We start from the raw sequence: 24588 nt of genomic DNA on the forward strand, positions 1-24588 counted from the left end.
CCTCGTGTCATCGCTTGGCGTTGAAGATGATCTCGACGCGCCGGTTTCTGGCACGGTTCTCATCGACGGGCCTGCCGTCGACGATGTTGGGCAGCTTGGGACGGGTCTCGCCGAAGCCCTTGGCCTGGAAGGTCACGCCTGAGAGCTTTCCTTGGAGGGCCTGCTGTACGGCCTGCGCGCGCTTGAGCGACAGTGCGTCGTTGTGGGCGTCGGTGCCCTGGTCGTCGGTGTGTCCCTCGATCCTGACCACCCCGCCCGTGGACTCGGCCTGGATTTTCGCGGCGACCTGTTCCAGCCGTTTCCGCGCCTGCGGCGTCAGTGCGGCCTTGTCGAGCGCGAACAGCACGTCGCTGGTGAGCGCCACGGTGACCTGCTCGCCCTGCTTCGACTCGCTCTCGGCGCCGTCGAGCGACTCCACCTCGGCGATGATGTCGTCGACGGGGGCGATGACGTCCTCCACCCCGGCCGTGGTGTCCACCGGATCCGCCCACGCGGCCGCCGTGGGGCAGGCCACCAGCGTGAGCGCGAGCGCGAGGATCGCGAGGCGCTCAGGAGATCGGGACATCGGTGAACACACCCAGGACCTTGAGGTCCACGTTGATCTTCGTGGCGTCAGGCGGCGGGGCGGCGAAGGTGGCGTGCAGCGGCAGAACCTCGTCCGGCTCGGTGAACACGTCGTAGTCGGAGCACAAGCACGTGGCGTGCGGGTACTTGCCTGTGCGCGCGACGGTGTACCGCTTGCCGTTGACCGGGTCGACCAGGCTGATCCCCGCCACGGTCAGGCCGAGGCCGCCTGGGGTGTCGCCCATGTCGTTGCCCATCTCCCACCGACTGTCGCCCTTGTTGGTGATGGTCCAGGTCAGCGTGGACAGCCTGCCCTGCCGCTTGAGGCCGGTGATCTGCACGGTCAGGTCGGCACCGCCGGCCTTGACCTCCTTGCTGGCGATCACTGAGTCCTGCTCGGTGGGCGCGCTCTCGGGCTGGGCAGGCATGGCGGGCTCGGTGGCGTGAGCGGGCTCGGTGGCGTGAGCGGAGGCGGTGGCGCCGGTGGCGGCGGTGGTCTGCTTCTCCTCGCCGCCGCTACCCTGCTGTCCAGGAAGCATCCCGCAGCCGGTCAGCACGGCCGCCAGCACTGACGCGGCCACCACTGGCGTGATCGCTCTTCGCATCCCGTCCCACCTCCGTCTGTCGTGGATCGAATCGAGCTCGACCGTAGGCGGGCCACCTTCAGGATCCGTATAGCGCGCTATACGCGCAGGCCTCGACGCCGTCGCGCCTCGTCGGCGAGCTCTTGGGCGCGGGCGAGGCCCTGCCGGTCACCGAGAGCGTCAAACTCTCCCACAGCGCCCGTTACCGCATCAACCGCCCCATCTATCTCATCCAGGTCGAGACAGGCCCCGGCCAGGGTCAGCAGGGCCTGTGCGGCGCCCCCGCGGTCCGCGTACTCGCGGTACGTCCCGAGCGCCTCCTCCGCGGCCCTCCGTGCGGCGTCCGGACGGCCCTCCGCCACGGCCACCCTCGCGAGTACCACCAGTCCCGCCGCCTCGGGCAGCCGGTCGCCGAGCCGCCTGGCCAGGCCGAGGCCGCGTTCCGCACGCTCCCGCGCCTCGGCGGGCCGCCGCTGTTCCAGGCAGAGCCCGGCGAGGTCCAGCGAGACGGCGGCCTCGCCGCGCGGATCGCCCAGCTCGCGGTAGGCGTCCAGGCTCCTGACCAGCAGATCCTCCGTACGCCGCAGGCCGCCGAGGGAGCGCAGCGCGTCGGCCCTGCCGCGCTGGTCGCCCGCCGCCGAGAACGCGGTCAGGCAGGCGACGAAACAGGCCTCCGCCTCCGGCAGCCGTCCCTGGGCGAGGTGGACCAGGCCGAGCCGGTGCCGGGTGCGGGCCACCTCGCCCGTCTCGGTCAGCGGGAGCGCCCGCTGCAGGGCCTCGGCGGCCTCCGCCGGCCGTCCCTCCGTACGGTGCAGGTCGGCCAGGGACCTCAGCAGCAGCGCCTCGCCGTGACGGTGGCCCATGCGCCGCGCGGCCCGCAGGCCGAGCGCGACGGACGCGCGCCAGTCCTCGCGGTGCGCGCCGAGCTCGAAGAACGGCGTCAGGTAGAAGGCCAGCCGCCAGGCCGCCTCGTCGAGGCCGGTCCGCTCGAAGTCGGCGACGGTCGCGACCAGGAACCCCCGCTCGGCGGCCAGCCAGCGGGCCGACTCCCTGAGCTGCGTGGTCGAAAAGGCCATGGCCTGCTCGGCCGTACGCACCAGGGTCTGGCCGGAACCCGGCTCGGCGGGCAGGAGCAGCGCCCTGGCGTGCCGGGTGCGGTCGAGGATCTCCCGGGTCGCGGCGGCGAGCACCTGAGCGGGCACGTCCTCCTCGGCCAGGCGCTCGGCGGCGTACAGCCTGGTCAGGTCGTGCCAGCCGTACCTCTCCTGGCCGGCCTCGTCGAGCCCGCACGACTGGAGCAGGCCCGCCTCGGCCAGCGCCTCCAGCAGCCGGTCGGCGGGCGCGCCGAGAACGGCGGACGCGGCCCACGTGGCGAAGCCGGGCGCGGACAGCGCGCCGAGGCGGCGCAGCAGCAGGCGCTCCCCGTCCGACAGCGCGTGGTAGCCGAGCGCCAGGCTGCCGCGCACGGCGAGGTCGCCGGCGCTGAGCTCGTCGAGCCGGCCGCGCTCGTCCTCAAGGCGTCCGGCGAGGTACGCGAGAGTCCAGCTCGGCCGCCGCGCCAGCCGGGACCCTGCGATCCTGAGCGCCAGCGGCAGGCCGCCGCACAGCGCCGCGATCCGCGCGGCGGCCCGCGGCTCGGCACGTACGCGGTGATCACCGACCACCCTGGCCAGCATCGCCACCGACTCGTCCTGATCGAAGACGCCGAGCTCGCGGGCGCGCGCCGCCTCCAGGCCGAACAGCGGCGAGCGGCTGGTCACCAGCGTCAGGCAGCCGGGTCCTGTGGGCAGAAGCGGGCGCACCTGGGCCTCGTCGGACGCGTCGTCCAGCACCACCAGCAGCCGCCGCCCGCTCACCAGGCTGCGGTAGAGCCGGACCCGCTCGGCGAGGTCGGCGGGCACGGCCCCCTCAGGGCAGCCGAGCGAGCGCAGCAGGTCCTCCAGCACCGCGCCAGGGGTCCTCGCCCTGAGCGAGGCGTAGAGGCGGCCGTCGGGGAAGTCCAGCCCGGTGGCCGCGTGGATCGCGACCGCGGACTTGCCCGACCCCGCCGGGCCGTACAGCACGAGGTGGACGGGCGCGGTGCCGGCCGACGGCGCGGAGCGGCGGATCCAGTCGAGCACCGGCTCGCGCCCGGTGAAGTCGGCGACGTCGGGCGGCGTCTCGTTCGGGGCGGCCCGGGAGGGGGCGCCGCCTCCCGCCAGCACGCGCTCGTGCGCCTCGCGCAGTTCGGTACCCGGTTCGAGGCCGAGCTCGTCCACCAGCAGGCGCCGCGCCTCCTGGTAGGCACCCAGTGCCTCCGACCTGCGTCCCGCCTGGTCGAGCGCCCTGATGAGCTGCCCCCACGCCCGTTCGCGCAGCGGATGCGCGGTCACGTGCGAGCGCAGTTCCCCCGCCACCTCGGCGCCGCGACGGAGGGACAGGTCCAGCTCGGCCCGCTCCTCCAGGGCGGTCAGCCTCAGCTCCTCCAGCGGTACGGCGTGCGCCCGCCGCAGCTCGCCGGAGTCGATGCCGTCCAGCGCGGCCCCCCGCCACAGCGCCAGCGCGGCGCGCAGGACGTCGGACGCCTCGGCGGTGCGGCCCGCGTCCCTGGCCCGCCGGCCCTCGGCCACCAGACGCTCGAACCTGTGCGCGTCGACCTGCTCGGGATCGACGTCGAGGAGGTAGCCGCCGGGCGCGGTGCGGATACCGGGCACCACCTTGCGGAGAGCGCTCACATACACCCGCAGCACCGGCTCGGCCGAGGCGGGCGGCTCCTCGCCCCACACCTCGGCGATCAGCCGGTCGACGGTCAGCACCCGTCCCGGCCGCAGCAGCAGGGCGGTCAGCAGCGCGCGGTGCTTGGCGGGGCCGGGGGTCACGTCATGCTCGCCGTCGAGCACCCGCAGTGGTCCAAGCAGGCCGAACCGCACGGCTCAGCCCTCCGCCGGGCGGAGGTCGAACGAGCGGAACCTGACCTGGACGGCCTCGGCCGTGTCCGGCGCCGCGTAGACGCCGGTCGCCCCCGGTCCAAAGGGGCTCTGGCTGTCGGCGGCCTCGCCGACCAGGTTCTCGTTGAGCCACATGCTCAGGGCGACCTGCCCGCCCTGCTGCCTGCACTGGACCACGACGCGGTTGTCGGCCGACTTCTCCACCCGCACGGGCCCGTGCAGGACCGTGCTCTGCCCGCCCTGCCGCTTGGTGATCGACGCGCTCCCCGAGCCGGTGACCGCGAACTCGTAGCGGTCGCCCGTGCCGGTGTCGCCACGGCACCAGACGCCGAACTCACCCGAGCCCCGCTCCAGCCGGACCCTGGAGCTGACCACGACGCCCTCGGCGGGCTCGCCCGAGACGGGAGCCGACTTCCACAGCCGCCAGCCGGGGTTCACGGTCAGCAGGTAGGTCCCGTCGTCCTGCTCTGTCCTGCCGCCTTCCGACGTGCCGATGGCCCAGGACTCCGCGAAGTCCGCGTGGTAGGGCAGCGACGGCGTGCCGAGAGCCGCGTAGGCGGCCCACCCGCCGGCGAGCGCCGTCACGAGCACGGCGGCGGCCGCGATCCACGGCCACCGCCGCCGGGTCCTCCGTGCCTCAGGTAGGGCGGGTCCTTCGGGAACTGGTCTCTTGGGTATCGCCGCTGGCCCGTCAGGTGCGGCCGGGCTGCTGGGCGGGTCCGACGGACCGGTGACGACCCAGTTGCGCTCGACGGCCTGGGTGGCCGTCGCCGGGGTCGGACGGCCGCCGACCAGCTCGTCCAGCAGGCGCTGCGCGCTCGGCCGCCGCGCGGGATCCTTGGCCATGGCCCGCTCGACGACGGCGCGCATGCGCTCGTCGAGGCCCTGGAGGTTCGGTCCCTCGTTGACGATCCGGTAGAGGACCTCGGGCGGGGAGCCGCCGCCGAACGGCAGCCGTCCCGTGCCCGCGAACGCGATCAGGCCGCCCCACGCGTAGACGTCGGTCGCGGGCGTCAGCGGCTCGCCGCGCACCTGCTCGGGCGCCATGAACGCGGGCGTGCCGAGGATCGCCTGGCTGACCAGGCTCTGGCTGTCGACGAGCTGCGCGATGCCGAAGTCGATCACACGCGGGCCGAGCGGCGACAGCAGGACGTTCGACGGCTTGAGGTCGCGGTGGATCACCCCTGCGCCGTGGATCGCGTGGAGCGCCGTGGCGATCCCCACCGCCAGCGCCTCCAGGTTGCCGCCCGCCAGCGGCCCCTGCTCGCGTACGGCCTGGGCCAGGTCGGGTCCGCGCACGTACTCCGTGACGAGGTAGGCGGTGTCCCCCTCGATGCCGGCGTCGAGCACGGGGGCCGTGCAGAACCTCGCCACGCGCCGCGCGGCCGCGACCTCACGCTCGAAGCGCCGCCGGAAGGCGGGGTCGCGGACGAGCTGCGGATGGATCACCTTCACCGCGGCCAGGCCACCGGTCGGGGTGGCGGCGAGGTGGACCACGCCCATGCCGCCCCGGCCCAGCTCACGCCTGAGCACGTATCCGCCGATCGCATTCATCGGAGTCACCCTATGGTCAAACACCTACATATAGGGCAGAGGTCTGCCGGACCGGGCGGGGGTGTGCATTGGAGCGGAAGATTTGCCGTGAACGGAATGTTCCAGACAGTTCATCTTGACGATTCGACAAACGTCGATGAAGCTGCTATTCGAGAGAGCGCTCTCTTGCGTGTTGCCGATCCGTCTCGCGCCAGCTCGGCCCTGCGTCCCTGGGCCGGCGCGTCTGGTGTCGTGCGCTGATCCCCGTCCACGTCAGGAGCTGCTATGCCACTGATGTCCCCCCCATCCCGTTCCATGATCCAGCGAGGAAGGCCGGCCCCCCTGGTGGCCGCGCTGGCCGCCCTCCTGGTCGCGGTGCTGGCCGCCTACACCGCCATCACCGTGCCGGCCGCCCACGCCGCCAGCACGCTGCTGTCCCAGGGCAGGCCGGCCACCGCCTCCTCCGTCGAGAACGCCGGCACCCCCGCCTCAGCGGCCGTCGACGGGAACACCGGCACCCGCTGGGCCAGCCAGTTCAGCGACCCGCAGTGGCTGCAGGTCGACCTCGGCGCAAGCGCCGGCATCACCCAGGTGGTGCTGAACTGGGAGGCCGCCTACGCCAAGTCCTTCCAGATCCAGGTGTCCAACGACGCGTCCACCTGGACGACCGTCTACTCCACGACCACCGGAACCGGCGGCACACAGACGCTCGACGTGACCGGCACGGGGCGGTACGTCCGGGTGTACGGCACCGCGCGGGGCACGGCCTACGGCTACTCCCTGTGGGAGTTCCAGGTCTACGGCACCATCGGCGGCAGCGGCGGCTGCGGCACCGCGAACGCGGCGCAGGGCAAGACGGCCACCGCCTCCTCCACCGAGAACGCCGGCACCCCGGCCTCCGCGGCGGTCGACGGCAACGCCGGCACCCGCTGGTCGAGCGCGGCGAGCGACCCGCAGTGGCTGCAGGTCGACCTGGGCGCCTCGGCCACCATCTGCCAGGTGGTGCTCACCTGGGAGGCGGCCTACGGCAAGTCCTTCCAGATCCAGGTGTCCGGCAACGCCTCCACCTGGACGACCGTCTACTCCACGACCACCGGAACCGGCGGCACACAGACGCTCGACGTGACCGGCACGGGGCGGTACGTCCGGGTGTACGGCACCGCGCGCGGCACGGCCTACGGCTACTCCCTCTGGGAGTTCGCCGTCCGCACCACGGGCACGACGACCACCCCGACCCCGACTCCGACCATCACCCCGACCGACCCGACGTCCTTCTGGGGTGACACCAACGGCATCCCCGCCGCCCAGAACGTCGTCATGGTCAAGATTCTCAACCGGACGAACGGCAAGTACCCCGACAGCCAGGTCTACTGGAGCTACAACGGGCAGGTCCACTCGATCGCGGAGCAGCCGTACTTCGACATGCCGGTGAACTCGGCCGGGCGGATGTACTTCTACCTGGGCTCGCCGAACAGCCAGTACTACGACTTCATCGAGTTCACCGTCGGGGCTTCGGTGTTCAACGGCAACACCACGCGCGTCGACGCGTTCGGCCTCAAGCTGGCGATGCGGCTGCACGCTCATGACGGCTACGACGTGTCCGTGGGCGAGGACTACAGCACCTTCCAGGAGGACCGCGCCGCGACGTTCCAGCGGTTCATCAACGAGGTGCCGGCGGAGTTCAAGCCGCTGGCGCAGGTGCAGGCCCCGTACCGGATCCCGGCGCCGGGCAGCTACAGCGGGTTCCGCGCGGGCGGGGCCAACGCGAACTACTTCTCCAGCTACGCGGCGTCGGTCGGCATCTCGGCCGCCACCTCCGACATCTTCGGCTGCGCCGCCTCATTGGCCAACGACCCGGGGAACTGCGCCGCGCTCAACCGGCACGTCGCGCAGCTGCCCCAGTCGCAGTGGTCGAACCCGAGCCTCTACTACCAGGCCGCTCCGGCCAACTACTACGCCAGGTTCTGGCACGACCACGCCATCAACCACCTGGCCTACGGCTTCCCGTACGACGACTACGCCGGGCAGTCCTCGTTCGTCTCCCACGGAAACCCCCAGTGGCTTCTGGTCGCCGTCGGCTGGTGATCTGTTAGCCGTACGTTCATGAAGAAGGCCCTCCCGGATCTATCCGGGAGGGCCTTCCGACCATCCGGGGAAATCGACCTATCGGCGCCGGACCCGATATGCACGCCCAACGGTGTGCGAATGGCAGTGGTCGTGGTATTCGCTGCGGGAATGCACCTTAGTGGGCGTTAACCGGCCTAGATGCTCGCGGCGGTCCAGGGGCCACTCGACGAGTTACTCGTCCAAGCCCAACCCGCGTCGGCGCCGCCGTGGGTCGGGTAGTAACAGTCGGCGTGCTGATAGCCGCCTGAACGGACGGCGGACGTCACGGAGTATCCGTCCGCGCACTGAACCTTGACCTTGATGTAGTACTGCGACGGGCACTGGACGTGGAACTGGCTGTAGCTGCCGTTGGTTCCGACCCAGCTGGTGCAGGATACGGCCTGCGCGGGCGTCGCGGTCGCGCCGACCAGGCCCGCGGACAACAGAGCGCCGACAGTGAGACTGATCAATGACTTTTTCCGCATGACAAACATCCATTTCCTGGCAGGGGATTGAGGACAATTCATCGGCCACGGACAAACGGACGTCGGCATTTCGGCCCAACTCGACGTCCGCGCAAGGCTCACTTTGGCATGGCTCACCGATCTTGGTCAACACCTTATTCACGCCAAAATCGGAGCTGCTGTGCCCCTGTCTCATCCGCGGATTCTGGACCGCTCATGAGCCGATTTCCGGCACTACCCGAAATCGGATGCCGGTTGACGGGTTTCCATCGCGAAAGCGCTTTCCGGACAGCCGAATAACGATCGAACGGAAATACCTGAACGCTCTCCGAACGCCGGACGGGCCGCTCGCCGACCGGCAAGGCGAAGATCACCGACCCACCCACGCTGATTGCGGCCTACGGGCGGAGGCGGTCCATGTGAGGGTCGTAGCACGCCAGCCCGTGCTCCTGTGCGAGCCAGGTGAGGAAGGGTGCCGCCTCGTCCGCCATGGTCCACCGCAGCGGGATGTAGATGTCATAACTCATGGACAGCGCCTCTCCTCCCGCCGATCTCAGTAAGTGAGACAGGCGCCGGCCGCTGCCGGACTCGGTGGCGCACCGGTCGCCGCTGCCCGCTCCACCCGGTGGACCCCAGGCCGAGGCGCCCCTCACCTCTTGTGCTCACCCCGTGTGCGAAAGACCACCTCAGGCATCCCGCAGATGTGCGGAAAGAGCGTAGCCGAAGAGGGTTGACAGGCAAACTTTCATCCCTAAGACTACCTACAACTTTCCAATCAATAGCCCATCGGTGGGTTTTGAAAAGGATTTTCGCAAGATAGCTCGGAGAAAAGGGCGCCTTTCTGGTTCCAGTTCGTCCGCAGCTAGAAAGGGTCCAGCATGTCTTCAAGAGGCTCGCAGCCCCCCGCGGCCTGGAGTAGCAAGAAACGGGTTCTGACGCTTGCGCTGAGCGTCGGACTGCTGGGAACACTCGGCATTCCGGCGGCCGCGACCAGCTTCGCCGACTCGGCCGGCGCCAAGGCGGCCGTCCAGGTGGCGGCGGAGCAGGCGACGGCTCTGCCCAGCGGCCGGACGACCTACCGGACCATCACCGACTACAACGACGAGATGCTCGCGCTGAGCAAGCGCTACCCCGATCTCGTCAAGCACGTCACGCTGCCGCACAAGACCCGCCAGGGCCGTGAGGTGTACGGCATCGAGGTGACCCGCCACGTCGACACCGCCGACGGCAAGCCGGTCCTGTTCATGATGGGGGTGCACCACGGCAACGAGTGGCCCTCCGGCGAGCACACGATGGAGTTCGCCTACGACCTGATCAAGAACGACGGCAAGGACCCGCAGATCACCCGCCTGCTCGACCAGGCACGGGTCATCTTCGTCCCGGTCGTCAACGTGGACGGCTTCATCATCAACCGGCGTACGAGCTGCGGCGTCTCGCCGACGTGCGCCAGCAACGCCGGGGTCGACATCAACCGCAACTACCCCTTCGGCTGGGGTAGCAACGCGGGTTCCAACGCGACCAACCGCGGCCCTGGGCCCGGCAGCGAGCCCGAGATCCAGAACGTCATGGACCTGACCTCGTCCAACCAGGTCACCGTCCTGATCACCAACCACACCTCCGGTCACACCCTCCTCCGTCCGCCGCTGGAGAAGCGCGCGGGCGACGCTCCGGACGAAGCGGTCTACGCCGCCCTGACCGACGCGATGGCGGCCAAGAACGGCTACACCGGCATGAAGTCGGGCTTCGACTACGAGACGACCGGCGAGACCCCGGACTGGTCGTACTACGCCACCCGCGGCCTCGGGTTCACGTTCGAGATCATGAAGACCCAGTCGACCAACAACACCTACCCCGAGGTGATCGAGGACTACCTCGGCACCGGCCGCTACGCGGGCAAGTCGAACCGCGAGGCGTTCATGGTGGCTCTGGAGTACGCGGCGGACCCCGCGGGGCACTCCGTGATCACCGGCAAGGCGCCCAAGGGTGCGGTCCTGACGATCACGAAGGACTTCAACCTGTGGACCGCGCCGATCGTGCAGCCGGGCGGTGTCCTGGACCCGCCCAAGGTGGTGCCCACCCACCTGGAGTCCACCCTGGTCGCCCCGACCAACGGCAAGTTCGCCTGGCACGTTAACCCCTCGGTGCGGCCCACCCCCGCCTACACTGAGAAGGGCGTCGTGGCCACCGGCCCAGGCAAGTTCCTCAAGGAGAGCTGGACTCTCACCTGCGCCCGCCCGAGTGGCGAGGTCCTGGAGACGGTGCACGTCACCGTCGACAGGGGCGAGCAGGTCGACGTGAGGCTGCAAGAGTGCAAGACCCGCTTCAACGGCAACGGCCCGAAGAACTGACGGTCGGCGTCGCGCACTGAACGAGCCGGGCGGTCCCCACCAGGGCCGCCCGGCGCTCGCTTTGGGCCCACAGGAACATCGCGACTCATGAAGTAACGCGGCCGACCGATGGCCCTGCCCCGCCGGGCGGTGAGAGTCATCGCCGGGTCTGTCACTCCATGGAGAAGGGAAGGTGCCCGAGGATGGGGCGTGCCAGGGAGACCGGCCAGTCGCTCGCCGTGCCGGACGCGTCACGGGTCGCCGCGAACCTGCGCGAGCTCTTCGACGGTCACCGGCTTTCCCCCTCGCAGCGCCGCATCGCGCGCTACCTGCTCGACCACGCGCAGGAGGCCGCCTTCTTCACCAGCGCCGACATCGCCGAGCGCGTCGGCGTCAGCCAGCCATCGGTCACCCGATTCGCCGCCGCGCTCGGGTTCAGGGGGTTCCCGGAGTTCCGCGACACGCTGCGCTCGTCCGTGTTCGGCGGCGCGCAGCGACCGTTGCCCACCGAGGACCTCAACGAGATCCAGGCGCTCGTCAACTCCGAGATCCGCGACCTGGAGCGGCTGCGCGATGGTTTACGCGATCCGAGCCAGCTTCGCGAAGTGGCGGGCCGGCTGGCCAGGTCGCGTCCGCTGCTGGTCATGGGCCTGCGGATCTCCGCGCCGCTGGCGCACCTGTTCGGCTACCTCGCGGAAAAGGTGCTCCCTGACGTACGGGTGCTGGACATGGCGGGCTCGACCCTGGAGGACCGGCTGAGCCGCGCGGCCGAATCCGGAGCCGAGTGGGTGCTGGCCATCGGGTTGCCGCGCTACCCCCGCGAGCTCGCCGAGGGGCTCACCTGGGCGCGGCGCGTCGGGCTGAAGGTCGCCCTCATCACCGACCAACCGGTGGGCCGGCTCATCGACCTCGCGGACGAGGTGCTGCTCGCGCCGGTGAGCTCGGACTTCGCCTTCGACTCCCACGCCGGGCCCACGGTCCTGTGCACCGCCCTGCTGCACACCATGCTGGACTCCCTCGCCACCGAAGGCCAGGCCCAACTGGAAGCCTTCGACGACAGCGCGACCCAGCGCCAGATCTTCCTCCCCTACTGAACCGCCGGCACCAGACCATGCTGAGCAGGCGCTCTATGTCTCGGCTGTCCCGCTCGACGAGGTGGCGATACCTGCGCTGGTGGGTGGCTGCTTTGACGGCCTGCGTCTTGGGCCTGCTTTCGCTCAACAGTCGCCACCGCGGTCGTTGTTCATCGCCGAACGAAGCAGCCTGACTTGGTGTAACGGATTGCCCGCCGCTATTGGTGAACTGGCCCGACCAGCCGGACAGGGCCCTTGCGAGTGACAAGGACGCGCCGTGCTCGGGCGACGACGTCGCGCCGGCCGGTTCGCGGATGACGAGTAGACCGGCTTGCTCACGGTCGGGTCATCGTACGGCGCCGAGGATGGCCCAGCGGCCGGAGCGCAGCCTGGCCAGCAGGGTGGTCATCCGAATCAGCAGGAAGACCGACATCCCACACCAGATCCCCACCAGGCCCCAGTCGAAGCTCAGCGACGCCCACACCAGCGGCAGGAAGCCGAGCACCGCCGCGCCCAGCGTCGCGGTGCGCAGGTATGCGACGTCTCCGGCGCCGAGCAGCACTCCGTCCAGAGCGAACACGACGCCGCCGATCGGTTGCAGCGCGACGAAGAACCACCACGCCTTGGGCATCTCGGCGAGCACCGCCGCATCGGTGGTGAACGCGTGGGGCAGGGTGCCGGCCAGCGCCGCGAACACCACGCCGAGCGACGCCCCGAAGACCAACCCGCACCCGGCCACCTGCCAGGCCAGCCGGCGCGCCAGCTCCCCGTCGTGCGCGCCGAGCGCGGCTCCGACCAACGCCTGGGCGGCGATGGCCAGCGCGTCGAGCACGAAGGCCAGGAACATCCACAGCTGGAACACCACCTGGTGGGCGCCGACCGCCGCCGTGGAGGTGTGCGCGGCCACCGCGGTCGCGGACACCCAGCACGCCTGGAAGACCAGGCCGAGCAGCACCAGGTCGCGCGCGAGGCCGAGCTGGGCACGCATCGCGGCCGGGACCGGTGCGAGCGGCACGCCCTCGGCGAGCAGCGCCCGCACGAACAGGCTCGCGGAGATGAGCTGCGCGACCACGTTCGCGACCGCCGAGCCGTCGAGCCCCCAGCCGAGCCCGTGTACCAGCACCGGGCACAGCGCCGCGGAGATCCCGTTGCCTGCGAGCAGGTAGCGCAGCGGGCGCCGCATGTCCTGCACACCGCGCATCCACCCGTTGCCCGCCATGGTGATCAGGATCATCGGAGCGCCGAGCAGGGCGATCCGCAGCCAGCTCACCGCGGCGTCGGCGACCTGGGCGTCACCGGTGAGCAGGCCGGCGACCGGCGCGGCGAGCAGTTGCCCGGCCACGATCAGCACCAGCCCCACGATCGCGCCGAGCCAGGTCGCCTGCACGCCCACGGCCACGGCATCGGCCCGACGGCCGGCGCCGTGCAGCCGGGCCGTGCGCGCGGTCGTGCCGAATGACAGGAACGTCATCTGGGTGGCGATCTGCGCCAGCACGATCGCGCCGACCGAGAGCCCCGCGAGCGGCACCGCGCCGAGGTGGCCGACCACGGCCGTGTCGACGAGCAGGTAGAGCGGCTCGGCGGCCAGGACGCCGAGCGCGGGCACGGCGAGCGCGAGTAGCTGACGCAACGGGGACCCGGCCCGGTCGACGTGCCCAACCATGCGGTCCTCCGGTAAGGGGCTCAACTGGCTTCCGCTCCTGACACCCGAGCGTATCCGTAAGGATCACTGACCGGTAGTGCCTCTTACCTCGATGTCGCTCCGCGGTCGGCCGGCGCCGAGCCGACCGGGCTTCGCGGCATGGATGAGAGCCAGGGCTCCTGTCACATGCCGAACCGCGCGCGTCGCACGGCTTCGACCGCCGTAGCAGGCCCGCTCACCTCGACATGTGCCGCGCCCTGCCGACCGAAGAGGTAGAGCGGCAACTCGCCTGGAGGTCCGGCGATGCGAGCGGCAGGTTCCCCTCGGAGGGCTCGTCCGCCCACTGAACTTCGCCACCACCGTGGGTGTCGAGGCTCACCAAACATCGACTGGGGAGCGGAACTTCGCACCCCGTCGGGGGTCTAGCGGCGTACCTTGAACCTCAGGTGTAGCACCCGGTCGCCCTGGATGACCACGTGGGGATCCTCCAGTAGATGCTGCCCATCGATGCTGCCGAAGTAGCGTTTGCCCGACCCGAACACCACCGGCACCACGTCCATCGCCACCTCGTCCACGAGGCCGGCCGCGAAGATCTGGCTGCCCACTTCGCCGGCGTTCACACTGACGGTTCGCTCCCCGGCGAGCTCCTGGGCCTTGTCGATCGCAGCCGTCACGCCATCGACGAAATGGTACGACGCCTCAGGGTGCCAGCCCTCGGGCTTGGGCCGGTGGGACACCACGACCACATGGTCGCCCGCGGGCGGCTGACCCTCCCAGCCGTTCACCAGGTCGAACAGGTTGCGGCCCATCACAATCGTGCCGATCGCCTCCCAAATGGGTCGGACGTACTCCGCCGATGCACTTGAGACCTTGAGGCCGCTTCCAGCTCCGGAATGATCGTACTGCTGGTCGCTGCCTTCGGTGATCGGGGTATCCCCGTTGAAGTACCAATCGTGCAGTGGCCCGACGTCGTCCTTCTCGTCGGCGATGAAGCCGTCCACCGACACCACGCTGTGCATGATCACTGTGCCCACAGGTTCTCCTCGAGTCTCCTTGCGCGTTCACCTCCGATCTTGTCGCCCCGGAGGGCGACGGGGCTTGTACAAAATCAATCAGCGGGCATCGGACCGCTGTCCGGCGGGAACCCCTGCTCGGCGGGGAATCGGCGCCGCAGGGCCAGGTATTCCGTCGGGGTGTGGCCGGTGAAGTCCTTGAACTCCCTGCTGAAGTGGGCCTGGTCGAAGTAGCCCGCCGTGTGAGCGAGCTCTGCCCAGTCGACCGGACGCAGGGCGTCCACGGACACGATCAGCCGCGCGAAGCGGTAGATCCGCGCCATCCGCTTCGGGGTGACCCCGACATGAGATTTGAACTGCGTGGCCAGGTGATTGCCACTCACCCCGGCGGCATCGGTCAGCGCACCGACCGGGACCGCGCCGTGGGAAGTCTCCAAACGCCCGCCTGTGTGCTGGACCAGGTCGAGACCGCGCGACGGTGCTTCGGCAAGTCGCGATCGCAGCTCCTCCTCCAATACCCGCAGTGTCTCGGTGGCCGATGCGATGTCGCCGACCTTGTTGCGAATCCGGTCCAAAGACCGTTGCCAGACGGCGTCGACCGGCACCCATCGGTCCCGCAGCTCGGTCGCCGGCATGTCGACGAACGGCGAAATCCCCCAAGGCTTGAAGTGCACCCCAACGAGCCGCACACGTGTGGGGTACTCGAAGAGGAAACGCCTGGTCCATACACCCATGAACCACCCATCGGTGAACACTGCCGAGGGCACCGAAGGGTCGGAATCCCACAGGCGGGCGGGTCCGCCCAGGTTGACGAACAGGTGTGCCGACGGCATCGGCGGGACGTTCATCCGGCGGTGGCGCGGCACTCCGGTCAGGCAGTAGATGTCGTCGATGAACCGGTCGAGCGGCGGGGCGGGCACCCGGCCGACGTATTCCACAGACTCAGTATGGCCGACGAGGGTTCAATTCGCGGGGGAGGTCACTCGTTCGCCGACCAACCTCTCAAGATCACCGACTGACACCAGAACTCACTCGAAACCGGCCCCCGAACTCACTCGCTGATGGCGGCCAACAGGGCCATTGCGGGTGCCGGAGTGGACGGCAAGCTGCTGGCGCTCGCTCCTCAGCGGAATGTCGTGCAGCCAGCTTCCGGATACCCCTGGGGGCATGGTGAGAAAGATCGGTGAGCGACAGCGACTGATGCGGTCTTCACGTGCAGGGCCATGCCGGTCACAGGTCGAGTGAGAGAGCGGTGAGCTCGGCGCGGGAGCTGACGCCCAACTTGGAGTAGCAGTTTCTCAAGTGAAAGTCGACGGTGCGTGGACTGACGAACAGCTGCGCGGCCACGTCCCGGTTCGACAGGCCCTGCCGGACCAGGGCTGCGACCTGGCGTTCCTGCGGGGTCAGCTCGGTGGCGGTCGTGACGTCGCGGCGGCGGGCGGTCTCCCCGGAGGCGCGCAGTTCCTGCGCGGCCCGCTCGGCCCACGGGGTGGCGCCGAGGTCCTCGAACAGCGCCAGCGCGGTACGCAGGTGCTCGCGGGCGTCGACCCGGCGGCGCGCGCGGCGCAGGTGCTCGCCGAAGGCCAGGTGGGTGCGGGCCCGGTCGGGCAGCCGCGGCGAGTCGGCGTGCGCGGCGAGTGCCCGCTGGAAGTGGGTCTCGGCGTCGCCGTCGTCGGCGAGCAGGGCGCGGCCGTGCTCGACGACCGCGGTCGCGGCCGGCAGACCGGTGCCCGCGGCGAACTGCTCCAGCTCGGCCAGCCAGGTGCGGGCGAGGTCGGGGCGGTCGCCGCGGGCGGCGGCGTCGTACAGGTCGAGGGCGGCCAGGCGGCGCCACGCCGGCCCTTCGATCTGCTCAAGGTGGTGCAGCGCGGTCGCCGGCTGCGCGGCCGCGCGCAGCCCGCGGGCCCAGTGCGTCAGATCGGCGACGAGGCCGTCGGTGATGCCGACCGGGTGCTTGTCCCGGATCTCGGTGACCCTGTCCAGGTGGCGGTCGGCGGCGTCGTCTCCGCGCAGCGCCGCGACCAGGGCGAGTTGCGCGGTGGGCAGCGCGGTCAGCCCCGGGTGGCCGGTGCCGGCGGTCAGCGGCAGCGCCTCGGCGGCGGCACCGGCGGCCTTCGACCAGGCGCCGGTCGCGATCTGGAAGTGGACGCCGCGGGTGAGGGCGTGCTCGACCATGTTCAGCGCGCCGGCGCGGCGGGCGGCGGTCAGCTGCTGCTCGTGCAGCCGCAGTCCGCGCTCGTCGTCGTCGATCAGCATCGCGGCGATGCCCAGGTTGGGCTGCAGCACGTGGTCGTCGACCGGGTCGGCGTCGGTGAGGACGAACGCGCACCGGAAGGACTCCGCAGCGGCCGCCCAGTCGCTGCGGGCGACGGCGCCGAACCCGTGCAGCAGGGCCCAGCCGGCCCGCACCCGGGGCGGCGCGTCCGGCGCGGGCTCGGCCACCAGCGCGGTCAGGTTCACCACGCGCGGGGATCGGGCGCCGAACGCCGCCAGCGACGCGGCGAGCATCGCCAGCTGAGCCGTCAGCGCCGCGTCCACGCCGGCGGCGACCTCGGCGGCCTGCAGGATGAGGTCGTAGCCGTCGTTCAGCGAGCGGGTGTTCCACTCGATGTGGCCCTGCAGCACGAGCAGTTGCGCCCGCAGCAGAGGATCGGTCACGTCCGCCGCGGCGGCCTGGGCGAGTGCCGAGGCGCGCGACGGGTGCGCGCCCAGCCAGGCTGAGGACGCGGCCAGGTACAGCCGCCGGCCGCGGGGCTCACCACCGGCGGTGAGCTCGGCGGCGCGGGCCCACGCGGCGGCGGCCGCCTCGTGGCCACCGCGGGCCGCGGCGCGCTCGGCGACCCCGTCGAGGGCGGCGACGACGTCCTCGTCGGGCCGGTCGGCGGCGGCGGCCAGGTGCCAGGCCCGCCGCTCGGGGTCGCCGGTCAGCACGTCGGCGAGCACACGGTGCGCGGCGCGGCGCTGTGCGCTGGTGGCCGCCCGGTAGACCGCCGAGCGCACCAGCGGGTGGTAGAGGGCGACGGCATCGCCGTCCACGCGCAGCAACCCGGACCGCTCCACCGCATCCAGGGCGGTATCAGCGGCGTCGAGGCGCTCGGCGGCGTCGCGGACCACGGTCAGGCGGGCGGTGTCGTCGGTCGCGGCGACCAGCAGGAACCGCTGCGCGGGCTCGTCGAGGCGGCGGTAGCGGTCGAGGAAGGCGCGCTGCACGCCGCCGGTCAGCGGCAGCGGGGCAGGCAGCGGCGCCCGGCCGGCCAGCTGGTCGGCGGTGAGCACCCCGGCCAGCTCGACCAGCGCGAGCGGGTTGCCGCCGGTGCCCGCGACCAGCTGGTCGCGCACCGCCGGGTCGATGTCGGTCCCGGCGCGGGCGGACAGCAGCGCGTCGGCGTCGGCGCCGGTCACGCCGCCGAGCACGACGGTGGGCAGGTCCCCGGCGTCGAAGCGGCGGGCGTCGCCGTCGCGGGCGGCGAACAGCAGCGCCACGCGCTCGGCCTGCAGCCGGCGGGCGGCGAACAGTAGCGCCGCGGCCGACGCGTCGTCGAGCCAGTGCGCGTCGTCGACGACGACCAGCAGCGGCGCCTGTTCGGCGGCGTCGGCGAGCAGGCTCAGCGTGCCGAGGAACGCCAGGAAGCGGTCGCCCTCGCCCTCGGCCTCACCCATCGCCGCGCGCAGCGCCGCGGCCTGCGGCGCCGGCAGGGCGTCGATGCGGGTGCGCAGCGGCCACAGCAGCCGTTGCAGCGCGGCGAAGGCCAGCGGCGATTCGGACTCCACGCCGGAGGTGCGTAGCACCCGCAGGTCCAACGCGGTTGCCAGCGCGTCGGCCAGCAGCGTCGACTTGCCGACCCCGGCGACGCCGCGCACCACCAGCGCGCCGCCGCTGCCGGTACGGGCGGCGTCGAGCAGGACGGCGATCGCCGCGCGTTCGGGATCCCGTCCGGCCAGCACGAGTCCGACGGTACCGAACGCGCCGGACAAGTCCCACCAAGACCCGGCGAAATCACCGGCGTGAGTGATCATGCCGGCGGAGGACGCCCTGTTCGTCCTCACCGCGCTCGCCGTCACCGAGTGATCATGCTGGCGGAGGATGCCCTGTTCGTCCTCACCGCGCTCGCCGTCACCAGCGGCAAGCCCAGCGCCGCCGTCACCGGCCACGGGCACGGGGCGCACCGTCACTGACCGGGCCGATCCCGGCGGAAAACCCGGCGATTTCCCCGGCGAGACGCACCGGCCCCCGCGCCCACTCTTCTACCAGACCGCACACCACCAGCACCTCGAGGAGTTCCCCTTGCTGTCCAGCACCTTCATCGGTTCGACCATCTTCGAGGTCGAGGGCATGACCTGCGCGCACTGCCAGCGCGCGGTCACCGAGCAGATCGCCGAAGTCGACAGCGTCGGCTCCGTCACCGTCGACCTGGCCGCCGGAACGGTCACCGTCACCGCCTCTCGCCCCGTGGACCGCGCCGACATCGCCGCCGCCGTCGACGAGGCGGGCTACGTCCTCGTCCCGTGACCCCGTCCATCCCGTACGCCACCTGGAGAGCTGCCGTGTCCAGCACATTTCCCGCCCCCAGCAACACCCCCGCGCACACCGAACCCCCGGCGCGTCGCACGTCGCTGCGTCTGTCCGCCACGCTGCTGCTCGTGGGACAACTCCTATACATCGTGGTCACCCAGTTCCACGCCGATGGGGACGCGAATGACCACCCCGCCGTGTTCGCCGAGTACGCCGGCAGCGGGATCTGGACAGTCGTGCACCTCGGCCAGTTCGCGGGCATGGCGATCTTCCTCGCGGGGCTGCTCGCCCTGTTCTTCGCCCTGGACGTTCAGGCTGGAACGGCGAGGTGGGCGGGTCGATTCGGTGCCGCTTCGGCGGTAGCGACGCTGGCGCTGTACGGCGTGCTCCAGGCGGTGGACGGGGTCGCCCTCAAGCAGGCCGTTTACGCGTGGGCGAGCGCCCCGGACGCCGAGAAGCCGGCGCGCTTCGCGAGCGCCGAGGCAATCCGCTGGCTTGAGTGGGGGGCGAGGAGCTACCAGAACTTCGCTCTGGGCCTCGCTTTGCTCCTGTTCGCGGCCGCGGTCGTGCGGACGGCTTGGGTCCCGCGGCCGATAGCCCACCTGATGGGGCTTTCCGGCCTCACCTACCTGGTGCAGGGCTGGGTGGTCGGCTCCGTGGGTTTCTCGCGAACGGAGACGATCGCAATCGTGCTGGCCTTCGTCCTGGACGTGGCGTGGATGATCTGGCTGGTCGTGGTCGCCTGGCGGATGCGGGATTCGGAGGCCCCGTCGCCTGGCTGATGAAGGCGTGGGCGCGCGGCGCTGGTCACCTTCGACATCGCCGGCGACCGCGCCGAAGCGAAGGCGAAGATCGGCCCCATCCAGGACGCCGTGCATGGCACCCGGCCACGGTCCCGGCCAGGCCACTGATCTGGCCGATCCCGGCGAAAACCCTGGCGATTTCCCCGGTGAGACGCACCCACCCCCGCGCCGATTCTTCTACCTGACCGCACACCACCAGCACCTCGAGGAGTTCCCCTTGCTGTCCAGCACCCCACGCACCTTCATCGGCTCGACCACCTTCGAGGTGACCGGTATGAGCTGCGCGCATTGCGTCCGCTCCGTCACCGAGGAGATCTCGAGGGTCGCCGGCGTCGAGTCCGTCACCGTCGACCTGGCCACCGGCAGCGTCACCGTCACCGCCTCCCAGCCGGTCGACCGCGCCGATATCGCCGCCGCGGTCGACGAGGCCGGCTACGCCCTCGTCCCGTGACCCGCGCCCATCCCTGGAGACATGCCGTGCATAGCCAACCCGCCACCCCAAGCACAACAGCCTCCGCGCCCACCGACGCCGTGGCGCACAACGACCACCGCCTGAGCGCCAAGAAGTTCGCCCTGCACTTCGCCGAGATGGTCGTGGCGATGGCCGTCGGCATGGTGGTCCTGCACCCGGTGTGGATGTTCGTCCTCGACGCCCTCGGTGCCGCCGGACTGATGCACAACCCGTACACCGGCGCGCTGATCATGGCGACGAACATGACGGTGGCCATGTCCGCGTGGATGAGGTTCCGCGGCCACCGCTGGCGGCCCATCGCCGAGATGGGCGCGGCCATGTACGTGCCCTTCCTGGTGCTGTTCGTGCCGCTGGCGCTGGAGCTCATCGACACCGGCGCCCTGATGCTGTGGGGCCACCTGCTCATGCTCCCGGCGATGGCCGTGGCCATGCTGCTGCGCCCGCACGAGTACGCCCACTGCTGAGGCCCCGACCCCGGCCCGGCGACGTCGGTGACACCTGCGGCGTCGCGTGAACCCGACCGCGGCGGCGGGAGCCGTCCTCCCCGCTCCCGCCCCCGCGTCCATCACCCCACCCCACGAGAGGACGCCCCGATGACCGAGGTCACGATCCGCCGGGCCACGCCGGATGATGCCGCCGACGTGGCCGCGATGGTCCGCGAGATCGCCGCCCACGAGGACCAGGCGGCGCAGGTACACGTCGCCGATGAGCAGTGGCGCGCCCTGCTCGGACGCCCCGAGGTGATCGTCCTGCTGGCCGAGCGCGGCGGGCTGGCGGTCGGCTACGTCTCCTCAGTCCGCCAGTTGCACCTGTGGACCGGCGGCGACGTGCTCAACCTCGACGACCTCTACGTCCGCCCCGGGCACCGCGACGCCGGCGCTGGCCGGCAGCTCATGGCCGCTCTCGCCGCACTGGCCGCACCCGGGCGACTGCTCATCCGCTGGGGCATGGAGGTCGACAACGTCGACGCGCAGCGCTTCTACCACCGCCTCGGCGCCACCCTGCGGCCCAAGATCCTCGCCGCCTGGCCCCCGAGCGCGTACGCCGACTTGGCCACCGGCCACTGACCCGGCCGCGAACCTGGCGAAATCGCCGGTCCGAGGCCGGTCCCCACCCCGAACAATCTGCCGTAGCCCCCGTACCCCCGTCCGAACAGGAGACCGCAATGACCATCACCGCGTCGACCGCCGCCGCGGCGACCGAGGCGACCGCCGGCTGCACCCTCGACATCGGCGGCATGACGTGCGCCTCGTGCGTCGGCCGGGTGGAGAAGGCGCTTCGCCGTGTCGACGGGGTGGCAGCCGCGGAGGTCAATCTGGCCACCGAGGTCGCCACCGTCCGCTTCGACCCGGCGCAGGTGGGTCTGGGGGAGCTGACCGCGGCGGTCACCCGGGCCGGCTACACCGCAACCCCGCGCCGCGACGCCCGGCCCGCCGCCGGGCAGGCGACCGCCGACGCGAACGCCGCGGCGAGCGAAGAACGGGACAGTGAGGCCCACCTGACGTCGCTCAAGCGCAAGTGGCAGATCACTCTCGCCACCGGCCTCGGGCTGATGGTGCTGATGTACGTGCCGCTCTACCTCGACGCGATGGACTGGCTGATGCCGGCCATCCTCGTGGTCGCCACAGTTGTGCAGTTCTGGGCCGGGCGGGACGTTTACCGCGCCGCCTGGGCCGCCGCGCGGCACCGCAGCACGAACATGAACACCCTCGTGGCGCTGGGGACCGGGGTCGCCTACGCCTACAGCGCGTTCGTCACCCTCTGGCCCGCGGCCGCCGAGCGGTGGGGCTTGCCGCTGCACGTGTACTTCGAGACCTCGCTGGTCATCCTCGCCCTCGTCCTGGCCGGCCGGTGGATGGAGGCGAAGGCGAAGAAGCAGACCGCCGCGGCGATCACCGCCCTGGTCGGGCTGGCGCCGAAGACCGCCCGCGTGCTGCGCGACGGCGCCGCGGTTGACATCCCGGTCGAACAGGTCGTCGTCGGCGACCTGGTGCGGGTCCGGCCCGGCGAGAAGATCCCGGTCGACGGCGTCGTCACCGACGGCGCCACCGCGGTCGACGAGAGCATGCTGACCGGCGAGAGCCTGCCGGTGGACAAGGCCGCCGGCGATCAGGTCATCGGCGCCACGATCAACCGCACCGGCACGGTGGTGCTGCGGGCGACCGCGGTCGGCGCGGACACCGCGCTGGCGCAGATCGTTCGGCTGGTCGAGGACGCGCAGGGCGCGAAGGTGCCGCTGCAGAGCCTCGCCGACCGGGTCTCGGCCTGGTTCGTGCCGATCGTGCTCGGCCTGGCCGCGGCCACCTTCGTCGCGTGGGCGCTGCTCGGCCCGGATACCGGGCGGCTGACGACGGCGATCAGCACCACGATCGCGGTGCTGATCATCGCCTGCCCCTGCGCACTCGGTCTGGCCACGCCAACGGCGGTGATGGTCGGCACCGGCCGCGCCGCAGAGCTGGGTATCCTCATCGGCAACGGGGACGCGCTGGAGACCGCGCGACGGGTCACCGCCGTGATGCTCGACAAGACCGGCACGATCACCCGGGGCAAGCCGGCCCTGACCGGCATCACCACCACTGGTGGCTGGGCCGAGGACGACGTCCTGGCTCTCGTGGCGGCCGCCGAGACCGGCAGCGAGCACCCGGTCGGCGAGGCGATCGTCGTCGCCGCCACCGCTCGCTTCCTCGACCTGCCGGCGCTGCGCTCCTTTGACGCCGTTCCCGGGCACGGCATCGACGCCGTCGTCGGCGAGAAGCGCGTGCTCGTGGGCAACGCCGCGCTGATGGCCGCCCGTGGCGTCGACGTCGCCGCGCTGGAGGCCACCGTCGCCGCGGAGGCCGCGGCCGGCCGCACGCCGATGTTCGTCGCGGTCGACGGGGCCGCTGCCGCCGTGCTCACCGTGGCCGACACGGTCAAGGCGGAGTCGGCCGAGGCGGTCGCCCAGCTGAAGGCGCTGGGCTTGCAGGTGTGGATGCTCACCGGCGACAACACCGCCACCGCCGCGGCGATCGCCGAGCAGGTCGGCATCGAGCACGTGCTCGCCGAGGTGCTGCCGGCCGAGAAGGCGGCGAAGGTGCGCAAGCTGCAGGAGCAGGGGCACGTCGTCGCTTTCTGCGGGGACGGCATCAACGACGCCGGCGCCCTCAGTGAAGCCGCGATCGGCTTGGCGGTCGGCACCGGCGCCGATGTTGCGATCGCCGCGTCCGACATCACCCTGGTCGGTGGCGACCTGCGCGGGATCGTCTCGGCGATCGCGCTGTCGCGGCGCGCCGTGACGACGATGAAGCAGGGTCTGAGCTGGGCGTTCGGCTACAACCTGCTGCTCATCCCGGTCGCCGCCGGGGCGCTGTACTGGTGGAACGGCCTGCTGCTCGACCCAGTGCTGGCCAGTGCGGCGATGGCGATGAGCTCGGTCAGCGTGGTCACCAACGCACTGCGGCTGCGCCGCTTCCGCCGCCCGGCCACGGCTCAGGAGATCCTGCACCCGCCGCGGCGCGCCCGGGTCGGCCAGTACGCCTACCTGACCGGGATCGCGGTCGTCGCCCTGGCCCTGGGCGCCGCGCTGACCGCGGTCAGCCGGATGGACTTCGCCGAGCGCGGCATGAACGGGCAGCTGGCCTGGGCGCAGGGCACCGGCATGCCGATGCGCCCGGCGATGAGCGTGATGATGACCGCCGACGTCCCGGCGACCGGCGCCGCCGAGGCAGGGCTCGATGTCCACTTCGACCTGCCCGCGAGCACCCGGCCCGGCGTGCCGACCCGGCTGGTGGCCACCGTCGTCGACAGCGGGACAGGGAAGCCGGTGGAGGATCTGACCCGCAGCCACGAGGCGTGGATGCACCTGATCGCCACCCGCGCCGACCTCGGCACGTTCGCCCACGTGCATCCGCAGCCGACCGGCCGGCCCGGGGAGCTCGCGGTGGCCATCACCTTCCCCACCGCCGGGCAGTACATCGTCAACACCGAGTTCCGCCGGCAGGGCCAGATGGCCGACGTCCACTCCCGGCAGATGCTCACCGTCGCCGGCCCCGCCCCCGCGCCAGTGACCCTCACCGAGGGCCTGCGCAGCGCCGTCGTCGACGGCGTCCGCGTGCGGCTCGACGGCGACGCCGAGGTCGGCGGGCGCAGCGACCTGCACTACACATTCAGCGACGCCGCTACTGGCCGCCCGGTTGACGACCTGCAGCCCTACCTCGCCGCCGCCGGCCACATCGTGGTCATGCGCGCCGATGGGCAGACCTTCGCCCACGAACACGCCGAGGTCACCGACGCCGACGGCCGCCCGGTCTTCGCCCTGCCCGGCCAGACCTTTGGCCCCGAACTCGACGTGCACGCCGAGTTCCCCACCGCCGGGACCTACCAGCTGTGGGCGCAGTTCCGGCTCGCCGACGCTGACGTGATCACCGTGCCGTTCACCGTCCAAGCCCGCTGACCGAAGGAGAGCCCGATGACCACCACTGTCACCACGTCGGCGACCGGCCCGGCGCCGGCGACGTCGAATCCTCAGGCACTCGCAGATCTCGGTGACCATGAACGTCTACACCCAGATTCCGACGCCTGAGACTCG

At 71.4% G+C, this 24588-nt stretch carries 19 protein-coding genes; 9 read left to right on the forward strand and 10 right to left on the reverse strand.

Going from position 1 to position 24588, the window contains the following annotated elements:
- Positions 1 to 7: 7 nt before the first annotated feature.
- From ACOZ38_RS01155 to ACOZ38_RS01170, 4 genes are all read right to left on the reverse strand, one after another.
- Positions 8 to 565: an OmpA family protein gene (locus ACOZ38_RS01155; RefSeq protein ID WP_424528085.1), complete on the reverse strand. Its 558-nt coding sequence runs from the start codon at positions 563 to 565 to the stop codon at positions 8 to 10.
- Positions 549 to 1169: a hypothetical protein gene (locus tag ACOZ38_RS01160; RefSeq protein ID WP_424528087.1), complete on the reverse strand. Its 621-nt coding sequence runs from the start codon at positions 1167 to 1169 to the stop codon at positions 549 to 551. The genes ACOZ38_RS01155 and ACOZ38_RS01160 overlap by 17 nt, the downstream gene beginning before the upstream one ends.
- Positions 1170 to 1246: 77 nt before the next feature.
- On the reverse strand, positions 1247 to 4057 hold the full coding sequence (locus tag ACOZ38_RS01165; protein ID WP_424528089.1) for a BTAD domain-containing putative transcriptional regulator: 2811 nt from the start codon (positions 4055 to 4057) through the stop codon (positions 1247 to 1249).
- A gap of 3 nt (positions 4058 to 4060) precedes the next feature.
- A complete protein-coding gene (locus ACOZ38_RS01170; RefSeq protein WP_424528091.1) occupies positions 4061 to 5629 on the reverse strand; it encodes a serine/threonine-protein kinase in 1569 nt (522 codons plus the stop codon).
- A gap of 264 nt (positions 5630 to 5893) precedes the next feature.
- On the opposite strand from ACOZ38_RS01170, the gene ACOZ38_RS01175 reads away from it, so the two are divergent.
- The gene (locus ACOZ38_RS01175) at positions 5894 to 7693 is read left to right on the forward strand and encodes a discoidin domain-containing protein (protein ID WP_424528093.1); all 1800 of its coding nucleotides are present in this window, start codon (positions 5894 to 5896) and stop codon (positions 7691 to 7693) included.
- 176 nt (positions 7694 to 7869) lie between these two features.
- Here ACOZ38_RS01175 and ACOZ38_RS01180 read toward each other — a convergent pair whose 3' ends face one another.
- Both ACOZ38_RS01180 and ACOZ38_RS01185 read right to left on the reverse strand, forming a co-directional pair.
- Positions 7870 to 8184 carry a hypothetical protein gene (locus ACOZ38_RS01180; protein ID WP_424528095.1) on the reverse strand — a complete coding sequence of 105 codons (315 nt, stop codon included), beginning with the start codon at positions 8182 to 8184 and terminating at the stop codon, positions 7870 to 7872.
- A 392-nt stretch (positions 8185 to 8576) separates the two neighbouring features.
- Positions 8577 to 8705 carry a hypothetical protein gene (locus tag ACOZ38_RS01185; RefSeq protein WP_424528097.1) on the reverse strand — a complete coding sequence of 43 codons (129 nt, stop codon included), beginning with the start codon at positions 8703 to 8705 and terminating at the stop codon, positions 8577 to 8579.
- 351 nt (positions 8706 to 9056) lie between these two features.
- Between ACOZ38_RS01185 and ACOZ38_RS01190 the strand changes: the two genes are divergently transcribed.
- Both ACOZ38_RS01190 and ACOZ38_RS01195 read left to right on the forward strand, forming a co-directional pair.
- Positions 9057 to 10526, forward strand: coding sequence for a M14 family zinc carboxypeptidase (locus ACOZ38_RS01190; RefSeq protein ID WP_424528099.1), 1470 nt, complete (start codon positions 9057 to 9059; stop codon positions 10524 to 10526).
- Between the two features lie 182 nt (positions 10527 to 10708).
- A complete protein-coding gene (locus ACOZ38_RS01195; protein ID WP_424528101.1) occupies positions 10709 to 11599 on the forward strand; it encodes a MurR/RpiR family transcriptional regulator in 891 nt (296 codons plus the stop codon).
- A gap of 325 nt (positions 11600 to 11924) precedes the next feature.
- On the opposite strand, the gene ACOZ38_RS01200 is transcribed toward ACOZ38_RS01195, so the two are convergent.
- From ACOZ38_RS01200 to ACOZ38_RS01215, 4 genes are all read right to left on the reverse strand, one after another.
- The gene (locus tag ACOZ38_RS01200; RefSeq protein WP_424528103.1) at positions 11925 to 13241 is read right to left on the reverse strand and encodes an MATE family efflux transporter; all 1317 of its coding nucleotides are present in this window, start codon (positions 13239 to 13241) and stop codon (positions 11925 to 11927) included.
- A gap of 401 nt (positions 13242 to 13642) precedes the next feature.
- Entirely contained in the window at positions 13643 to 14254 is a 612-nt protein-coding gene (locus tag ACOZ38_RS01205) for a dihydrofolate reductase family protein (RefSeq protein ID WP_424528105.1), read from the reverse strand.
- 74 nt (positions 14255 to 14328) lie between these two features.
- A complete protein-coding gene (locus tag ACOZ38_RS01210; protein ID WP_424528107.1) occupies positions 14329 to 15171 on the reverse strand; it encodes a helix-turn-helix domain-containing protein in 843 nt (280 codons plus the stop codon).
- A 292-nt stretch (positions 15172 to 15463) separates the two neighbouring features.
- Positions 15464 to 18178 carry an AAA family ATPase gene (locus tag ACOZ38_RS01215; RefSeq protein ID WP_424528109.1) on the reverse strand — a complete coding sequence of 905 codons (2715 nt, stop codon included), beginning with the start codon at positions 18176 to 18178 and terminating at the stop codon, positions 15464 to 15466.
- A 340-nt stretch (positions 18179 to 18518) separates the two neighbouring features.
- On the opposite strand from ACOZ38_RS01215, the gene ACOZ38_RS01220 reads away from it, so the two are divergent.
- The 6 genes from ACOZ38_RS01220 (at position 18519) to ACOZ38_RS01245 (ending at position 24453) form a co-directional block, all read left to right on the forward strand.
- The gene (locus ACOZ38_RS01220; protein ID WP_424528111.1) at positions 18519 to 18743 is read left to right on the forward strand and encodes a heavy-metal-associated domain-containing protein; all 225 of its coding nucleotides are present in this window, start codon (positions 18519 to 18521) and stop codon (positions 18741 to 18743) included.
- 35 nt (positions 18744 to 18778) lie between these two features.
- Positions 18779 to 19528 carry a DUF4386 family protein gene (locus ACOZ38_RS01225; RefSeq protein WP_424528113.1) on the forward strand — a complete coding sequence of 250 codons (750 nt, stop codon included), beginning with the start codon at positions 18779 to 18781 and terminating at the stop codon, positions 19526 to 19528.
- Positions 19529 to 19622: 94 nt separating this feature from the next.
- Positions 19623 to 20000, forward strand: a complete 378-nt coding sequence (locus ACOZ38_RS01230) for a heavy-metal-associated domain-containing protein (protein ID WP_424528115.1) — start codon at positions 19623 to 19625, stop codon at positions 19998 to 20000.
- Positions 20001 to 20026: 26 nt separating this feature from the next.
- A complete protein-coding gene (locus ACOZ38_RS01235) occupies positions 20027 to 20485 on the forward strand; it encodes a hypothetical protein (RefSeq protein ID WP_424528117.1) in 459 nt (152 codons plus the stop codon).
- A 129-nt stretch (positions 20486 to 20614) separates the two neighbouring features.
- Positions 20615 to 21088 (forward strand): N-acetyltransferase family protein, encoded by a 474-nt coding sequence (locus ACOZ38_RS01240; protein WP_424528119.1) that lies wholly within the window; start codon positions 20615 to 20617, stop codon positions 21086 to 21088.
- A 98-nt stretch (positions 21089 to 21186) separates the two neighbouring features.
- Positions 21187 to 24453, forward strand: coding sequence for a heavy metal translocating P-type ATPase (locus ACOZ38_RS01245; protein WP_424528121.1), 3267 nt, complete (start codon positions 21187 to 21189; stop codon positions 24451 to 24453).
- Positions 24454 to 24588: the final 135 nt, after the last annotated feature.

Origin of the sequence: Sphaerisporangium viridialbum, from assembly GCF_049674955.1 — a bacterium.
GTDB lineage: Bacteria > Actinomycetota > Actinomycetes > Streptosporangiales > Streptosporangiaceae > Sphaerisporangium > Sphaerisporangium viridialbum.

What these genes read in the sequence shown, in the direction of transcription:
- ACOZ38_RS01230 (WP_424528115.1), top strand. Translation starts at nt 19,623, where the DNA reads ATGGCACCCGGCCACGGTCCCGGCCAGGCCACTGATCTGGCCGATCCC.
- ACOZ38_RS01155 (WP_424528085.1), bottom strand. Translation starts at nt 565, where the DNA reads ATGTCCCGATCTCCTGAGCGCCTCGCGATCCTCGCGCTCGCGCTCACG.
- ACOZ38_RS01245 (WP_424528121.1), top strand. Translation starts at nt 21,187, where the DNA reads ATGACCATCACCGCGTCGACCGCCGCCGCGGCGACCGAGGCGACCGCC.
- ACOZ38_RS01195 (WP_424528101.1), top strand. Translation starts at nt 10,709, where the DNA reads ATGGGGCGTGCCAGGGAGACCGGCCAGTCGCTCGCCGTGCCGGACGCG.
- ACOZ38_RS01175 (WP_424528093.1), top strand. Translation starts at nt 5,894, where the DNA reads ATGCCACTGATGTCCCCCCCATCCCGTTCCATGATCCAGCGAGGAAGG.
- ACOZ38_RS01160 (WP_424528087.1), bottom strand. Translation starts at nt 1,169, where the DNA reads ATGCGAAGAGCGATCACGCCAGTGGTGGCCGCGTCAGTGCTGGCGGCC.
- ACOZ38_RS01185 (WP_424528097.1), bottom strand. Translation starts at nt 8,705, where the DNA reads ATGAGTTATGACATCTACATCCCGCTGCGGTGGACCATGGCGGACGAG.
- ACOZ38_RS01190 (WP_424528099.1), top strand. Translation starts at nt 9,057, where the DNA reads ATGTCTTCAAGAGGCTCGCAGCCCCCCGCGGCCTGGAGTAGCAAGAAA.
- ACOZ38_RS01170 (WP_424528091.1), bottom strand. Translation starts at nt 5,629, where the DNA reads ATGAATGCGATCGGCGGATACGTGCTCAGGCGTGAGCTGGGCCGGGGC.
- ACOZ38_RS01200 (WP_424528103.1), bottom strand. Translation starts at nt 13,241, where the DNA reads ATGGTTGGGCACGTCGACCGGGCCGGGTCCCCGTTGCGTCAGCTACTC.
- ACOZ38_RS01240 (WP_424528119.1), top strand. Translation starts at nt 20,615, where the DNA reads ATGACCGAGGTCACGATCCGCCGGGCCACGCCGGATGATGCCGCCGAC.